The 16251-nt window shown below is 63.6% G+C and carries 12 protein-coding genes and 2 pseudogenes; 6 read left to right on the top strand and 8 right to left on the bottom strand.

The genetic code is table 11. The annotated features are described in order from the left end of the window. Positions 1-19: 19 nt before the first annotated feature. The 3 genes and pseudogenes from ABIF91_RS34665 to ABIF91_RS34655 all read left to right on the top strand — a co-directional run. Complete coding sequence (locus tag ABIF91_RS34665; RefSeq protein WP_026192128.1) at positions 20-1084, top strand: IS630-like element ISRj1 family transposase; 1065 nt, start codon at positions 20-22, stop codon at positions 1082-1084. Between the two features lie 87 nt (positions 1085-1171). Further along, positions 1172-2545 (top strand): MFS transporter, encoded by a 1374-nt coding sequence (locus ABIF91_RS34660; RefSeq protein ID WP_196233538.1) that lies wholly within the window; start codon positions 1172-1174, stop codon positions 2543-2545. 131 nt (positions 2546-2676) lie between these two features. Further along, a pseudogene (locus ABIF91_RS34655) lies at positions 2677-2972 on the top strand (hypothetical protein); the annotation flags it as partial. On the opposite strand, the gene ABIF91_RS34650 reads toward ABIF91_RS34655, so the two are convergent. Together ABIF91_RS34650 and ABIF91_RS34645 are read right to left on the bottom strand one after the other, a co-directional pair. Next, positions 2973-3578 (bottom strand): TetR/AcrR family transcriptional regulator, encoded by a 606-nt coding sequence (locus tag ABIF91_RS34650; protein ID WP_028181216.1) that lies wholly within the window; start codon positions 3576-3578, stop codon positions 2973-2975. Positions 3579-3917: 339 nt separating this feature from the next. Next, a pseudogene (locus tag ABIF91_RS34645) lies at positions 3918-5260 on the bottom strand (IS1380-like element ISBdi2 family transposase). A 151-nt stretch (positions 5261-5411) separates the two neighbouring features. Here ABIF91_RS34645 and ABIF91_RS34640 point away from each other — a divergent pair. Next, positions 5412-6653 carry an efflux RND transporter periplasmic adaptor subunit gene (locus tag ABIF91_RS34640; protein WP_028179230.1) on the top strand — a complete coding sequence of 414 codons (1242 nt, stop codon included), beginning with the start codon at positions 5412-5414 and terminating at the stop codon, positions 6651-6653. A 180-nt stretch (positions 6654-6833) separates the two neighbouring features. Further along, entirely contained in the window at positions 6834-10022 is a 3189-nt protein-coding gene (locus ABIF91_RS34635; RefSeq protein ID WP_028179229.1) for an efflux RND transporter permease subunit, read from the top strand. Between the two features lie 51 nt (positions 10023-10073). Here the strand turns inward: ABIF91_RS34635 and ABIF91_RS34630 are convergent, their stop codons facing one another. After that, positions 10074-10571, bottom strand: coding sequence for a hypothetical protein (locus ABIF91_RS34630; protein ID WP_028179228.1), 498 nt, complete (start codon positions 10569-10571; stop codon positions 10074-10076). 92 nt (positions 10572-10663) lie between these two features. Further along, positions 10664-11110 carry a MaoC family dehydratase gene (locus ABIF91_RS34625; RefSeq protein ID WP_028179227.1) on the bottom strand — a complete coding sequence of 149 codons (447 nt, stop codon included), beginning with the start codon at positions 11108-11110 and terminating at the stop codon, positions 10664-10666. 433 nt (positions 11111-11543) lie between these two features. Between ABIF91_RS34625 and ABIF91_RS34620 the strand changes: the two genes are divergently transcribed. Continuing rightward, complete coding sequence (locus ABIF91_RS34620; protein ID WP_026192128.1) at positions 11544-12608, top strand: IS630-like element ISRj1 family transposase; 1065 nt, start codon at positions 11544-11546, stop codon at positions 12606-12608. A 9-nt stretch (positions 12609-12617) separates the two neighbouring features. Here ABIF91_RS34620 and ABIF91_RS34615 read toward each other — a convergent pair whose 3' ends face one another. The 4 genes from ABIF91_RS34615 to ABIF91_RS34600 form a co-directional block, all read right to left on the bottom strand. Then, positions 12618-13040 carry a hypothetical protein gene (locus ABIF91_RS34615; protein ID WP_028179226.1) on the bottom strand — a complete coding sequence of 141 codons (423 nt, stop codon included), beginning with the start codon at positions 13038-13040 and terminating at the stop codon, positions 12618-12620. Positions 13041-13052: 12 nt separating this feature from the next. Then, positions 13053-13274 (bottom strand): hypothetical protein, encoded by a 222-nt coding sequence (locus tag ABIF91_RS34610; protein ID WP_028179225.1) that lies wholly within the window; start codon positions 13272-13274, stop codon positions 13053-13055. A gap of 201 nt (positions 13275-13475) precedes the next feature. Continuing rightward, positions 13476-14294, bottom strand: a complete 819-nt coding sequence (locus ABIF91_RS34605) for a lytic murein transglycosylase (protein ID WP_028179224.1) — start codon at positions 14292-14294, stop codon at positions 13476-13478. Between the two features lie 36 nt (positions 14295-14330). Then, positions 14331-16184 carry a flavin-containing monooxygenase gene (locus ABIF91_RS34600; protein WP_424579649.1) on the bottom strand — a complete coding sequence of 618 codons (1854 nt, stop codon included), beginning with the start codon at positions 16182-16184 and terminating at the stop codon, positions 14331-14333. Between the last annotated feature and the right edge of the window lie 67 nt (positions 16185-16251).

Raw genomic sequence — 16251 nt, 5'->3', positions numbered from 1 at the left:
GTCGTGATTCAAGGTCGGGATGATACCCGAAGCAAGAGAAGTCCACCTTTCGAGGAAAGATCGCAAGGTGCTTGAGGCGTGCTGTCGCTCACCGGTGACGTTGCAGCGCGATTTGAAGCGGGCGCGGATAGTTCTGTTGGCGGCGGATGGGCGCAGCACCCGGTCGATCGCCAAGGAAGTTGGGGTCCAGCCGCGGATTGTCAGCCTTTGGCGGCATCGCTATGCCGACCATGGCCTTGAAGGGCTGCAAGACAAGCCGCGGCCTGGCAAGCAGCCGATCTATACGAAGACGACCGACAAGCGGATTCTGAAGCTGCTGGATAAGCCGCCACCGCAAGGGTTTGCGCGCTGGACCGGCCCCCTGCTGGCCGAGGCGCTGGGCGATGTCGATGTCCAATATGTCTGGCGGTTCCTGCGCAGCCACAAGATTGACCTGGTGGCTCGCAAGTCCTGGTGCGAGAGCAACGACCCGAACTTTACGGCCAAAGCCGCCGATGTTGTCGGCCTCTATGTCGCGCCGCCGGCGAAGGCCATTGTGCTGTGCGTGGACGAGAAGCCCTCGATCCAGGCTTTGGAGCGAGCGCAGGGTTATCTGAAGTTGCCCAATGGCCGCGCCTTGACCGGCCAAAGCCACGATTACAAGCGGCATGGCACCACAACATTGTTTGCGGCGCTCGAAGTCGCCACCGGAAAGATCATCGCGACCCATTCAAAACGCCGGCGCCGCGTCGAGTTTCTCGATTTCATGAACAGCGTCACCGCGGCTTTTCCGAACCGCAAGCTTCACGTCATCCTCGACAACCTCAACACCCATAAAAAGAACGAGGACTGGCTCAAGGCCCACCCCAACGTGCAATTTCATTTCACGCCGACAAGTGCGTCATGGCTCAATCAGGTCGAAGTATGGTTTTCCATCTTGCAGGGGCAGTCGCTCAGCGGCACCTCCTTCACGAGCCTCAAGCAGCTTCAGGAACACATCGATGCCTACGTCAACGCATACAACGACAGAGCCGAGCCCTTCGTCTGGACCAAGAAAAAGGTCCGTCAACGCCGTTTCAAAGGCCGCCGTATCACTCAGCTCTGATTCCGGGTACTAGCAGAATTGCACCGGGCCGACCGCCCATAGAAGGCGGGCCGTATCAACCAGAACAACAGTCAAGGGAGAGCGTCAATGTCGACATCGGTGAACGCGGGCAGCCGTCTTGATCGGCTTCCGATCGGTCCATTCCACCGCCGCATCATGCTGCTGATCGGCATCGGAATGTTCTTCGACGGTTTCGACATCTACATTGCCGGGACGGTGCTCAGCGTCACGCTGAAATCAGGCTTTTCGACGCTCGCTCAGAACGCGGCCTTCATCTCCGCGACGTTCGTCGGCATGATGCTGGGGTCGTTCGGCACCGGCTTCCTCGGCGATCGCCATGGGCGCCGCTTCACCTATCAGTTCAATTTGCTCCTTTTCGGCATCGCTTCCCTTGCCGCGGCATTCGCGCCGAACATGACCTTCCTGATCGCCTGCCGCTTCGTGATGGGCGTCGGGCTCGGCGCGGAGAACGTCGTCGGCTATTCGACGATGACGGAGTTCGTGCCCGCCCGCACCCGCGGCAAATGGCTCGGCCTCACCGCCGTATGCGTCGTGACGGGCCTGCCAGCGGCACTTTTGATCGCATCCGTACTGGTTCCGCAATTCGGCTGGCGCTCGATGTTCGTGCTCGGCGGCATCGGCGCGCTCGTCGTCTGGTACATGCGCAAGTCGCTGCCGGAATCCCCGCGCTGGCTCGAAGCCGTGGGACGCACCGCCGAGGCGGAAGCGTTGATGCAGGCGATCGAGAAGGAAGGAGCACAAGGACAGCCCTTGCCTGCTCCGGCGCCCACGACACCCGCTCCGGTCGCTCCCGATCTCGGCACGTTGTTCACTGCGCCCTTGCTGTCGCGGATGATCGTCGGCGCCATCTGCCTGATCACGATCAACACCCTGCTCTATGGCTTCGTGACCTGGCTGCCCGTGTTCTTCGTCAAGCAGGGCCTGTCGATCGCGACATCGTTCGGCTATTCGCTGCTGATGGCGCTCGGCGCGCCGATCGGCGCGGCCATCGGCGCATTGACCGCCGACCGCTGGGGCCGCAAGCCAACGATCATCGGCGCGTCGCTGATCTCGGTGGCGCTCGGCATCCTCTATCCAATGATCTCGGATCCGATCCTGCTGCCGGCCGTGGGCTTCGCGCTGACGGTGCCGATTTACGTCCTGGTCGCGCTCCTGTTCGGCATCTACATTCCAGAGCTGTTTCCGACCGAGGTCCGGCTGCGTGCGTCGGGCATCGTCAATACGCTGGGGCGCGGCGCCACGATCGTCACGCCGTTCCTGGTCGTGTCGCTGTTCGAGTCGCGCGGCATGGCGGGCGTCATGGCCCTGATGATCGGCTTGCTCGTGGTGCAGATCATCACGGTCTGGGTACTCGGCATCGAGCCGACATCGCAGCCTCGAGGAACTCAAGGCCGAAGAGACTGCCGCGCCGGTCCTCAAGGAGGCGTCCTGAGAGGCTGACGAACGAGAGCGGCCGCATGGTTCGAGACGCCCGCCTGCGGCGGGCTCCTCACCATGAGGGTCTGACATCTGGCTACATAACGCGACCTCCTCCTGAGGGCCCGCCGCAGGCGGGCGTCTCGAAGGATGCCCCGCGGGCAACCTGCGGGTTGCCGGCGACCGCGGCTCCGATCGAGCGCACGGCGTCAGGCTTGCCAATCGGCGTTCAGATCATCAGGCCGTATCTAAAGCATGATCCGGAAAAGTGCGCAGCGGTTTTCCGAAAAGATCATGCTTAAACAACAACCTAAAGCGCGATGACGATTCATCCTAATCGCATCGCGCTTTAGAGGACCGCACCACGATTGCGTTGGCCGAACTGATCGAACGTGAGTTCGGCGGCTTCGTCCCGCCGCCATCGCTATCTGCAATGCGATCTGCGAGATAGCTACGTCTTGTCAGTCGATTGCGCTTCCACCGCCTGCACGGCGACGCTCGCGACCTGCCGCAAGGCTTCGCGGTCCGCGCCCGAGGACGCCATCACGCCCATGCCGACCGACACCGCGGAGACATAACGCGCGAGCGCGGCAGGATCGGAGGTTGGCTTGAGATCACCTTCGGCCTTGGCGCGAATGAAACGGTCGCGGAGCTGGTCCTCGTTCTGGGCGCGGCGCGTGGCCAATTCGAAGGGGACGTTCTCGGAGCCGCTGCCGCAGGCGATGCCGCCTTGCACCAGCAGGCAGCCGGGCGGATTGGCAGGATCGGTCTGCTTGTCGGCGATGCCCATCAACATCCGCTCGGCGACGGCGCGGGCAGTGGGCGCTGCTACCACCTCCTCCATCCAGATGTTGCGCAGCTTGGTGTAGCGGTCGAGCGCGGCCTTCAGCAGGCCCTCCTTGTTGCCGAAGCAGGCATAGAGACTGGGCGGGTTGATGCCCATGGCCTCGGTGAGCTGGGCAATTGTCGCGCCCTCATAGCCATGGCGCCAAAACACTTCCATCGCCTGGTCCAACGCCATTTCGGCATCGAATTCGCGGGGGCGTCCCATGCCCATGTGCCTGTCTCCTCGGAATTCGCGTTCTGCAGAAGGCTTAACGTCGAATCCTAACTATTTGTTCTAATTCTACTTTCCCAGGGTCTTCCAATTCTTGCGGTATGCCGCTACAATTTTCTTAGTGAATGGTACATAAGTATCTTGCACTGCGGTATCCAGCTCCACATCTGTAGCCCGTCCTATTCGTGAGAGTGCGGCTTTTGGGCCCGATTGATGCGGCCGCACATCTTGTCTGACGAGGCGCACAGGATTGCCTTCGGCTTTTCGCCGCCTGACGACCGGTACTTTGCAACGCGCTTGAGGGATGGGTTGGGCGAACGGGGGCGGACGCCCCGCCGGTCAAGGACCGAGCGGCAGCAGCGCGCCGGGCAAGCCGCAGATCAGGTCGGCTTCGGGACATGCCGCGGCAAACGCAAGGCGAATGCGGCTCGTGGTCTCGACGACACGGGCGGCGATTTTCAAGAGCCGAAGACGCAGCGTCGCGAACTCGGCAGCGGCCAATTCCCGGACTTTGGGAATGGCGTCGCGCACGGTCAGCATCAGCCAATAAGCGGCCGTATGGAGCACGAGACGGACCTGGTTGGCGAGCGCCGAACGGCAGCTGGTGCGGTCGGAGGCGAGCTGCGTCTTATGCAGCTTGATCAGATTCTCGGCTTGGCCGCGCGCGCAATACAGGCTGTCGTAGATCCATCGGCCGAGCCGACATCGAGGCTGGTGACGACGAAACGGATGTCGAGGCCGAGCATCGTCGCCTCAATACGGGCGACGGTGCGCCGTTCGCGATCCCAGGACTTTGCCTTGTGGCGCGTCTCGGTATAGCCACGCAGAACCGGCAGGTTCTCGATGGCGCGTCGGGTGCGGATGTCGTCGGCGACCTCGTCGACTTTTCTGGCGAGAGGCTTGGTGCCGGACAGACCGAAGATGTAGTCGATGCCGTTGGTCTCGCACCACGCCATGGCCTCCGGCCGGGCATAGTGCCCGTCGCCACGGAACGTAATTCGCGTGTTGTGCCACCGCGTGCGGATATGCCGTACCAGGCGGCGCAGAAGGGCACGCACCTCGACGCCGCCCGGCGTCTTGCCGGGCCTCAGCACGACCGCCACGGGACGGCTCTTCTCCGTGTCGTAGACGTGGATCGGCAGGAAGCAGCGTTCGTCATAATGAGCGTTGAACAGCGAGAGCTGCTGATGGCCGTGGACGACATCGCAGGTATCATCGATGTCGAGCGTGACGGATGCCGGCTCGCGCGGGTAGCTATCCATCCATGCGTCGACCAAAATGTAGGTCAGTCGGATCACGTCGCGCAGGCGCGGAGCATTCTCCAGCCGCGACAGCGTCGGTTGGGAACACAGATCGCGGCCCGTGTCCGGCAGCCGTCCGCAGGCCAGCTTGAATGCGGGATCGGACCGCAGATGATCGAGGTCGTCGGCGTCCTCGTAGCCGCAGCAGATCGCGAACATGCGCGCGCGGAACATATCGACAAGGCTGTGCACGACCCGCGTCGGATCGCGCCGATCCGGGAACACCCGGGCCAGATTGTCGGCCAAGCCGAGACGCCGCTCGGCCATCGCCAGAAGCATCACGCCCCCGTTCGAGGTCAGGCGACCGCCATCGAAGGCAGCTGTGACTTTCTTGGCGTGAACGGCTGGAAACGAGAAGGGCGGAATCGTATCGTCGGTCATGGCGGGCGTGGCGTTCGCGGTTGAAGGTGATGGGGTGGCTTCGCAACCGAATCCTACGCCGCATCAGCGCTTTACACCACGCTCGCCAGCCCTCAGGCGCACTCTTACGAATAAGACGGGGTAGTGAACACTACATATCTGGAGCGCGCAAATGCCCCCCTCCCAAAACACCTCTCGTACCGGCCGTTTCCGCCGCCTTCTGGGCGGCGTCGCCATCGTGGGCGCCCTCGCCGCGGCCGGCTCGATTGCGACCGGCCGCTACTTTCACGCGGCGCAAGCGACGGCACCGGCCGCCGCGGCCGAACAAGCCGTTTCCGTCACCGTCGCGATGATCGAGCCACGGCAGACCGTGCTGTGGGAAGAATTCTCCGGCCGGCTGGAGGCCATCCACCGCGTCGAGCTCCGCCCGCGCGTTGCGGGTGCGATCCTGTCGGCGAACTTCACCGAAGGGGCGCTGGTGAAGGCCGGCGACGTGCTGTTCAAGATTGACCCCGCCCCTTATGCGGCCGAGGTCGACAAGGCCGCAGCCCAGCTCGAAGCTGCGAAAGCGCGCGTCGTCTTCACACAGAGCGAGCTCGAGCGCGGTGCGCAGCTCGTCGGCAACGCCGTGGTGACGCGCCGCGACTATGACCAGCGCGACAACGCCAACCGCGAAGCCATCGCCAACGTGAAGGCGGCCGAGGCGACGCTCCAGACCGCGAAGCTCAATCTCGACTACACCGAGGTGCGCGCGCCCGTGGACGGCCGCGTCGGCAAGATCGAGATCACCGTCGGCAATCTCGTCGCCGCCGGCACCGCGTCCCCGGTCTTGACCTCGCTGGTCTCGGTCAATCCGATCTACGCCTCGTTCGATGCGGATGAAGAGGTCGTGCTGCGCGCGCTGAACTCGATCGCGGATGCCTCCGGCAGGCGCGGCGAGCTCGACCAGATCCCGGTCGAGATGACCACGTCGGGCGGCCTGTCGGCGAAGGGCCACATCCAGCTCATCGACAACCAGGTCAACGGCCAGAGCGGCACCATCCGTGTCCGCGCCGTATTCCGCAACGAGGATGGGCGCCTCATCCCCGGCCAATTCGCCCGCGTGCGCATGGGCCAGCCGAAGCAGCAGGCACTGGTGATGATCGACGAGCGCGCGATCGGCACCGACCAGGACAAGAAGTTCGTGATGGCGGGCGACGACAACCGCGCCGTCTACCGGACAGTCACGCTCGGCGGCACCGTCGATGGGCTTCGTATCGTCACCTCGGGTCTGAAGTCCGGCGACCGCATCGTCGTGAACGGACTACAGCGCGTGCGTCCCGGTGCCCTGCTCAAGACAGAGATCGCGGCAATGGGGGCGCGCGGGCAGCAAGCGGCCTCCAACCACAGCAACCAGGACGTGGTGCAACGCTAAGTCATTCCGGGGCACGACGCAGTCGTGAACTCCGGTGCGCAATTGCGCACCTGAGAATCTCGAGATTACGAAGCTCCGGTCATCTCACCTCTGGATTCCGGGTTCGCGCGCGATGCGCGCGCCCCGGAATGACGGTGAAGCGGTCGGAGATAGGGAAGATATTGCCCAGGGGCAAAGCCAATGAATCTCTCAAAGTTTTTCATCGACCGTCCGATCTTCGCCGGCGTGCTGTCGGTGCTGATCTTCCTGGCGGGCCTGATCTCGCTGTTCGCGATGCCGATCTCGGAATACCCGGACGTGGTGCCGCCCTCGGTCGTGGTGCGCGCGACCTATCCCGGCGCCAATCCCAAGGTGATCGCGGAGACGGTGGCAACCCCGATCGAGGAGCAGATCAACGGCGTCGAGAACATGCTCTACATGTCGAGCCAGGCGACCACCGACGGCGCGATGACGCTCACGGTGACGTTCCGGCTCGGCACCGACCCCGACAAGGCGACGCAGCTGGTGCAGAACCGCGTGCAGCAGGCCGAGCCGCGCCTGCCGGCCGTGGTGCGCCAGCTCGGCATCATCACCAAGAAGTCGTCGCCCGACCTCACCATGGTCGTGCACTTGCTGTCGCCGAACGGCCGCTACGACATGACGTATCTGCGCAACTATGCGGTGCTCAACGTCAAGGACCGGCTGGCGCGGATCGACGGCGTCGGCGACGTCCAGCTTTATGGCGCCGGCGACTATTCGATGCGGGTCTGGGTCGATCCTCAGAAGGCCGCCGAGCACGGCCTGACCGCGAGCGACATCGTGCGCGCGATCCAGGCGCAGAACGTCGAGGCCGCCGCCGGCGTGGTCGGCTCCTCCCCGAACGTCAAGGGTATCGACCTGCAATTGTCGATCAATGCGGAAGGCCGGCTCGCGAACGAGGAGCAGTTCGGCGACATCGTGGTCAAGACCGGCGCACGTGGCGAGGTCGTACGCTTGCGCGACGTCGCGCGCGTCGAGCTTGGCGCCTCCGAATACGGCCTGCGCTCGCTGCTCGACAACAAGCAGGCGGTAGCGATTCCGATCTTCCAGGCGCCCGGCTCCAACGCGCTGCAGATCTCCGACAACGTTCGCGCCACCATGGCCGAGATCAAGAAGAACATGCCCGAGGGCGTGTCCTACCAGATCGTCTACGACCCCACACAGTTCGTGCGCTCCTCGATCGAAGCCGTCATCCACACGCTGCTGGAGGCCATCGCCCTTGTCGTGCTGGTGGTGATCCTGTTCCTCCAGACCTGGCGCGCCTCGATCATCCCGCTCCTGCCCGTGCCGGTATCGATCGTCGGCACGTTCGCGGTGATGCACGTGTTCGGCTTCTCCATCAACGCGCTGAGCCTGTTCGGCCTGGTGCTCGCGATCGGCATCGTCGTCGACGATGCCATCGTCGTCGTCGAGAATGTCGAGCGCAACATCGAGGCGGGCCTGTCGCCGCGCGATGCCACGTACCAGGCGATGCGCGAGGTGTCGGGTCCGATCATCGCAATCGCCATGGTGCTGATCGCGGTGTTCGTGCCGCTGGCCTTCATCTCCGGCCTCACCGGGCAGTTCTACAAGCAGTTCGCGCTGACGATCGCGATCTCGACCGTGATCTCGGCCGTCAACTCGCTGACGCTGTCGCCGGCGCTGTCGGCGCTGCTGCTCAAGGGCCACAACGAGCCGAAGGACAAGCTGACGCTGGTCATGGAAAAGAGCCTCGGCTGGTTCTTCCGCGGCTTCAACAAGGCCTTCACGCGCTCCTCCGAGAACTACAGCGGCAGCGTTGGCAAGGTGATCTCGGGCAAGGCCGCCGTGATGGGCCTCTACGTGGTCCTCGTCGGTATCACCGCCCTCTTGTTCCAGCAGGTGCCGAGCGGCTTCGTGCCGGGACAGGACAAGCAGTACCTCGTCGGCTTCGCCCGCCTGCCCGATGGCGCGACACTCGACCGGACTGAAGAAGTCATCCGCAAGATGAGCGACATCGCGCTGACCCAGCCCGGCGTCGAGAGCTCGGTCGCCTTCCCCGGCCTGTCGATCTCAGGCTTCACCAACTCGTCCAACGCCGGCATCGTGTTCTCGACGCTGAAACCGTTCGACGAACGCAAGGACCCCTCGCTCAGCGGTCCCGCGATCGCGGCCGAGCTGAACAAGAAGTACGCGGGCATCCAGGAAGCCTTCATCGCCATGTTCCCGCCGCCGCCGGTCAACGGCCTCGGCACCATCGGCGGCTTCAAGCTCCAGATCGAGGACCGCGCCGGTCTCGGCTATGACGCCTTGAACGAAGCGACGAACGCATTCATGGCTGCGATGCAGAAGGCACCCGAGATCGCCGGCGTGTTCTCGAGCTTCCAGGTCAACGTACCCCAGCTGTTCGCCGACATCGACCGCACCAAGGCGCTTCAGCTTGGCGTACCCGTGACGGAGGTGTTCAACACGCTCCAGATCTACTTGGGCTCCTATTACGTCAACGACTTCAACAAGTTCGGCCGCACCTATTCCGTCCGGGTTCAAGCCGACGCGCCGTTCCGCGCGCGCGCCGACGACATCAGGCAGTTGAAGGTGCGCTCGTCCTCGGGCGACATGGTGCCGTTGTCCGCGCTGCTCACGATCCGCCAGAGCGCGGGTCCGGAGCGCGCGATCCGCTACAACGGCTTCCTGTCCTCGGACATCAACGCGGCGGCCGCGCCCGGCTTTTCATCAGGCCAGGCGCAGGAGGCGGCGACGCGGATCGCCGCAGAGGTGCTGCCGCCGGGCTTTGCCTTCGAATGGACCGACCTGACCTATCAGGAGTTCATCGCCGGCAATTCCGGCATCTGGGTGTTTCCGCTGGCGATCCTGTTGGTGTTCCTGGTGCTGGCCGCGCTCTATGAGAGCCTGACCCTGCCGCTCTCGATCATCATGATCGTGCCGATGGGCCTCCTGGCAGCGATGTTCGGCGTCTGGATATCCAAGGGCGACAACAACGTCTTCACCCAGATCGGCTTGATCGTGCTGGTCGGCCTCTCCGCCAAGAACGCGATCCTGATCGTCGAATTCGCGCGGGAGCTCGAATTCGCAGGCCGCACGCCGATTCGGGCCGCGATCGAGGCGAGCCGGCTGCGGCTGCGTCCGATCCTGATGACGTCGATGGCATTCATCATGGGCGTCCTGCCGCTGGTGCTCTCGACCGGCGCCGGCTCGGAAATGCGGCGAGCCATGGGCGTTGCCGTGTTCTCCGGCATGATCGGCGTCACGGTGTTCGGCCTGTTCCTGACGCCGGTGTTCTATGTGCTGCTGCGGACCGTCACCGGCATGAAGCCGCTGATCCATCACGGCAGCGACATCAGCGCGGCTCCGGTCCAGGGGCCTGCCGAGTGAACCGCGTCCCGCCGCGGCGCGCCCCCGGCGGGACCAACAAGATCGGATCGATTATTTCCGGTTCTCTTCGCAGAATTTCAGCGCCGCCAGCGCCTCGCCGGCACGCGGGATCTGCATCTCGATGCTGTCGTCATCGTCGTCCTCGAAATCGAGCGCGAGGCGCTTGGCCGTGGCGAGCCGATCCATGATCGATTGATCGTAGGCGAAGATGCCGCGCACGGTGGTCTTGTCCATGACCTCCCACTTGGCCTTCTTCATGATGTCGGCGTCATCGGTGCCGAGGTCGGCCCGGAGGACCTCGCCGGCCTTGTCCCATTCCCAACCATCGTAGATCATCACGATCACGATCGCCTGCTCGGAATAGGTGATCACGATGACGTAGTCGCGGTTCTCGTCATCCTTGTCCTTGTAGCCGCGGCTCGCATTGCAATGCGTGTCCTGCGCGCGCCTCTCGATGGTCCAGTCGCCGACTTTGGATTGTTGCGCAAGGGAGGGGCCGGCGCTCAAGATGCCTGCAAGCAATGCAGCGCCGCGAATGAATCGACTCATATCGGCCTCCAGCGTCGCTTCCCGTGCTGAGATGACCACCTCTGCCGGCGGCCCGCAAGGATTTCAGTCGCCCGCACGGAACGCGCCAGTGCCTACCCCCGGCGCGGCACGATTGCGATCGGAGTAAAGGTGTAAACCTCCTCGCCGTTCTGGTTGAACATGGTCCATTTCACCAGCGCTATACCCTGCGGCTTCGACTTGGACGGCGTCAGGCTCATGACCTCGCCGACCAGATGCAGCCGGTCGTCGGGGCGCACCGGCATCGTCCAGCGCAGGCCATCGACACCGGCGCCAATCAGCGGATGCGGGCCGAACGGGCGGGTCTGGATTGCGAGGTTCATGGCGATCGCGGCGGTGTGCCATCCTGAGGCGGCGAGCCCCTTGAACAGGGTCGTCTTGGCGGCCTCGTGATCGAGATGCATCGGCTGCGGATCGAACTCGGCGGCAAAGCGCTTGATGTCGGCCTCGGTGACCACAACTTCGGGGGACTTGAACCGCATTCCGATGGTGAGATCGTCGAACCACTCGACCTGCGCCATGATTTGCCTCGCAATATGGTGCGCCGCCCCGAAGAGGCGGCCCAAAGGGCTTGGATAATAGCGGGATATAGCGAGCCCGCAGCGCGTAAACCAGCGCCGGGTTCCGCGCGAAACCCCTTTCCCGATGCGACGAAACACGCCTGAAACAGATCGCCGGTTAAGTGGTTGTCAAAATAAGTACAGGGACGGCCACCATGCAATTCATCCTCGACCTGATCTACGAATACTCCTGCTGCCAAAATCTCGTCGCCCAGCCGCTACGGGAGGACGAGCTATGATCGAGCTGATCTCAGCCCTGCTCGCGCTTTGCAGCATCGGCGTCTTCGCGGCGCATGCGCTGGACGCCTACCGCTCCTCGCATTACTGACGGCCTCGGCCTTCCCGGCGCTAGTACCCACTTTTCTTGGAACGTGAGTCGTGATTCAAGGTCGGGATGATACCCGAAGCAAGAGAAGTCCACCTTTCGAGGAAAGATCGCAAGGTGCTTGAGGCGTGCTGTCGCTCACCGGTGACGTTGCAGCGCGATTTGAAGCGGGCGCGGATAGTTCTGTTGGCGGCGGATGGGCGCAGCACCCGGTCGATCGCCAAGGAAGTTGGGGTCCAGCCGCGGATTGTCAGCCTTTGGCGGCATCGCTATGCCGACCATGGCCTTGAAGGGCTGCAAGACAAGCCGCGGCCTGGCAAGCAGCCGATCTATACGAAGACGACCGACAAGCGGATTCTGAAGCTGCTGGATAAGCCGCCACCGCAAGGGTTTGCGCGCTGGACCGGCCCCCTGCTGGCCGAGGCGCTGGGCGATGTCGATGTCCAATATGTCTGGCGGTTCCTGCGCAGCCACAAGATTGACCTGGTGGCTCGCAAGTCCTGGTGCGAGAGCAACGACCCGAACTTTACGGCCAAAGCCGCCGATGTTGTCGGCCTCTATGTCGCGCCGCCGGCGAAGGCCATTGTGCTGTGCGTGGACGAGAAGCCCTCGATCCAGGCTTTGGAGCGAGCGCAGGGTTATCTGAAGTTGCCCAATGGCCGCGCCTTGACCGGCCAAAGCCACGATTACAAGCGGCATGGCACCACAACATTGTTTGCGGCGCTCGAAGTCGCCACCGGAAAGATCATCGCGACCCATTCAAAACGCCGGCGCCGCGTCGAGTTTCTCGATTTCATGAACAGCGTCACCGCGGCTTTTCCGAACCGCAAGCTTCACGTCATCCTCGACAACCTCAACACCCATAAAAAGAACGAGGACTGGCTCAAGGCCCACCCCAACGTGCAATTTCATTTCACGCCGACAAGTGCGTCATGGCTCAATCAGGTCGAAGTATGGTTTTCCATCTTGCAGGGGCAGTCGCTCAGCGGCACCTCCTTCACGAGCCTCAAGCAGCTTCAGGAACACATCGATGCCTACGTCAACGCATACAACGACAGAGCCGAGCCCTTCGTCTGGACCAAGAAAAAGGTCCGTCAACGCCGTTTCAAAGGCCGCCGTATCACTCAGCTCTGATTCCGGGTACTAGAAGGGCCGCCGGTAGAAATGCTCGGAATGCGTGGCCGGCGGAAACCGGTTGGCGAGCGCCAGCGCTCCCTTCTCGTCCGTCTCGAGCGCGATCTTCTGCGCCAACATCACGTCGCCTGGCACCAGGAAGCCTGACGGGACGAAGCACCAACCCATCGTCGCGCGCCCGTCGCCGTCGATCTCGTGCACATTGGCGGCCGTGCCATAGTGGATGCGATAGGTTCTGCCGGTGTCGCAGCCGACAACGTCGAAAAACCGGTGCTGCTCGAACTGCGCGCGCTGTGCCGGCGACAGCCATTCGGCCAGAAGCCGGCGGCCGCGCGCATCCGGCGTGTTCTCGCCGAAGAAGCGGCGATAGAGTTCGCGCAGCGCATGCAGACGCGCACGCGCCGGCGCGCGGAGCCAAACTGCCGCGATCATGGGCAGCTCAGATCAACCGCCGACCAGGCGGGGATAGAACAGCGTTTCCTGCGCGGTCGGGTCGAACGATCGGATCCGGATAACTTCGCCGGGCCCGGTTCGAAGAGCGGCGGTGAAGCCGGCTCCGGTCAGCTCCCGAAAGCGCCGTTCGGCTCGCGCCAGCGCTTCGGCATTGCCAGGATCAAACTCGTGGCGCGTGTCGCCAGTTTGGTCCATCACGATCTGGGTAGCCATGTTGAGTCTCCTCATGCCCAGCCCTGAACTCGATCAAAGCAAACGTCGTGCCGTCAGTTCCAGTTGGCAACAACTTTCTCGCGCCGGCGCATCACTCCTTGCTGAGCAGCCCAAAACGAGACGAGATTGTCATCGCGTTCTAGGCTCTTGTTTAAGCATGATCTTTTCGGAAAACCGCTGCACACTCCTCCGGATCATGCTTCAGCGCGAGGCCGCGGCGCCTCCGCCCTCGTCGATCTGCCGGCCCATCAGCGCGATTGCCTTCTGATAGACGCCTGCAGCATTCCAAGCCTCGATCGCGGCAAAATTCGGCTCGCCGGGCTGGTACCCGGCTCCCGCGCGCCAGCCATGGGCCTTGAGGAAATTCGCGGTCGAGCTCAGCGCATTGGCGGCAACTTCGAGGTTGCCGGTGCCGTAGGCCAGAATGCTCTTGGGCATGAACTGGGTCTGACCGACCTCGCCATGCATGGAGCCGCGGGTTGATCCCGACAGCGTACCGCGGTCGATCAGCTTCAAGGCAGCATAGAGCTGGTCGGTGAAGAATTCGGGCCGGCGGCAGTCATAGGCAAGGGTCGCGATCGACGACAGCATGTTCTGATTGCCGCGCTGGCTGCCGAAGCCTGTCTCCATGCCCCAGATCGCGATCAAGGGTCCGGGCGGGACGCCATAGCGCTGCTCGATCGAGGCGAACAAGGCGGCATGCGACTGCTTGAGCTGCCGTCCCTTGGCAACGATGGTGGTGGCGCCGCGCTTGGCGAGGAACTGATCGAGCGTCAGCGAAAAGCTGCGCTGGCCGCGGTCGGCCGCGATGGTGGCGCTGGCATAGTTCGTCTGCATCAGGGCCGAGAGTGCGGTTGGGCCGACGCCCTTGCCCTGCGCCTCCGCGCTGAATTCGCGTTTCCAGGCCTCGAAACCCGCCGGCGAGCTGCCGCATTGCGCAGCCTCGGCCGAGGAGACCAGGCAACCGAGCAGCGTCATTGCGCCAAAAACCGCTCCCGCAACAGCCCTGCCCCTGATCATACCAATCTCCGTCCTGTACCGCTCGGCGGCGCCATCTTAACCGGTGGAACGCGCCGACTCCATGGCCGGATCATAGGACAATTCGAGGCCTTCCATATCGCCCTCCTTGCGCCATTTATCGAGCAGCCGCAGGAATGCCATCGGCCCGCGCCAATATTGGCTGTTTCTTGCCGCGATCGGATCGAACACGCCTTCGTTGTTGTAGTAGCCCGGCGTGCATTCGGCGAGATAGGTCTGCCGGCCGAGTGCGGCCCTGACGACCTCGTCGACCCAGGCGTTCTCGGCGGCAAGCGTCGGCTCCAGGGAGCGCGCCTTGCGCTTACGGGCCTCCTTGATGACATAGGCGATGTGCTGCGATTGCTCGTCGATAATGTGCGGAAAATTGGCGCTCTGTCCGGCCTGCACCGTGACGATCAGGAAGCAGTTCGGGAAACCGCGGCTGTAGAAGCCGTGCAGCGTCTTGACGCCGTCGCGCCACCGCTCGGACAGGCTAATGCCGTCGCGGCCATACACCTCGAAGCCCATGCGGCGCGCGTAGTCGGTGCCGACCTCGAAGCCGCTGGCATAGATCAGGCAGTCGAGCTCGTAGGGCTTGCCGTCGACGACGACGGCATTCTCCGTGATGCGCTCGACGCCCTGCCCTTTGGTGTCGACGAGATGCACGTTGGGGCGATTGAAGGTATCGAGATATTCGTCGTGGAAGCACGGCCGCTTGCAGAATGCCTTGTACCAGGGCTTGAGCGCAGCCGCGGTCGTCTCGTCCTCGACCACCGCGTCGACGCGGGCGCGGATCTCCTCCATCTTGCGGTAGTCGGCCTGCTCGATCACCTTCAGTGCCTCGTCCATCGAGGTCACCGGCTGGGGCTGACGACGCGGCGCCAGCAGGATCTCGCCGAGCAGGCCGGTCCAGCCGTCCTGCACCAGATCCTGTTCGAACGGCTCGCCTGAAATCACGGCGGTAAAATTGTCCATGCGTTCACGCTGCCAGCCCGGCTTGAGGCTCTGCGCCCAGGCCTGATCCGTCGGACGGTCGTCGCGAACGCCGATCGCAGACGGCGTGCGCTGCAACACATAGAGCTCCTTCGCCGAACGGCCGAGATGCGGCACACATTGCACGGCGGTGGCGCCGGTGCCGATGATGCCGACGCGCTTGTCGGCGAGGCCGGTCAGGCCACCGTCCGCATTGCCGCCGGTGTAGCCGTAATCCCAGCGGCTGGTATGAAAGCTGTCGCCCTTGAACGTCTCGATGCCGGGAATGCCAGGCAGCTTCGGGCGGCTCAGCGGACCGCCGGCCAAAATGACGAAGCGCGCACGGATGCGATCGCCCCGATCGGTCTCGACCAGCCAGCGTGCCTCCTGCTCCTTCCATGTCATCCGCGAGATGACGGTCTGAAACAGCGCGCGCTCGTAGAGACCGAAATGACGGCCGATGCGGCGCGAATGCTCATAGATCTCGGGCGCCCGCGCGTATTTGCGCACCGGCATGTAGCCGGTCTCTTCCAGGAGCGGCAGATAGATGTAGCTCTCGGTATCGCAGGCGGCGCCGGGATAACGATTCCAGTACCAGGTGCCGCCGAAGTCGGCCGCCTTTTCCACGATACGAAAATCCTCGATGCCGGCATCGCGCAACCGCGCACCACACAACAGACCGCCGAAGCCGCCACCGACGATGAGCACTTCGGTCGCTTCGCTGACGGCGGCGCGCGCAAACCCCGGATCGGCCCAGGGGTCGTCGAGATAGCGGCCGAATTCGCCCGTGACCTCGACATACTGCGCCTTGCCCTCGGCGCGCAGACGACGGTCACGCTCGTCGCGGTAGCGGGCACGGAGCGCGGAAACGTCGACCGTAGATGCGCCGGTTGTGCCGGTCTTGTGTCTTTCCGCTGACATTCATCTCCTCCACCGCGAACGCTGCTTCGCCGGCAGCTCACCTCACGTTAGCTCTGAAAAAGTGCCG

The sequence above is a fragment of the Bradyrhizobium sp. USDA 241 genome (assembly GCF_049739505.1).
Classification (GTDB): domain Bacteria; phylum Pseudomonadota; class Alphaproteobacteria; order Rhizobiales; family Xanthobacteraceae; genus Bradyrhizobium; species Bradyrhizobium liaoningense.
The sequence above is the reverse complement of the archived record's forward strand: the minus strand, read 5'-3'. Positions and strand labels throughout refer to the sequence as shown.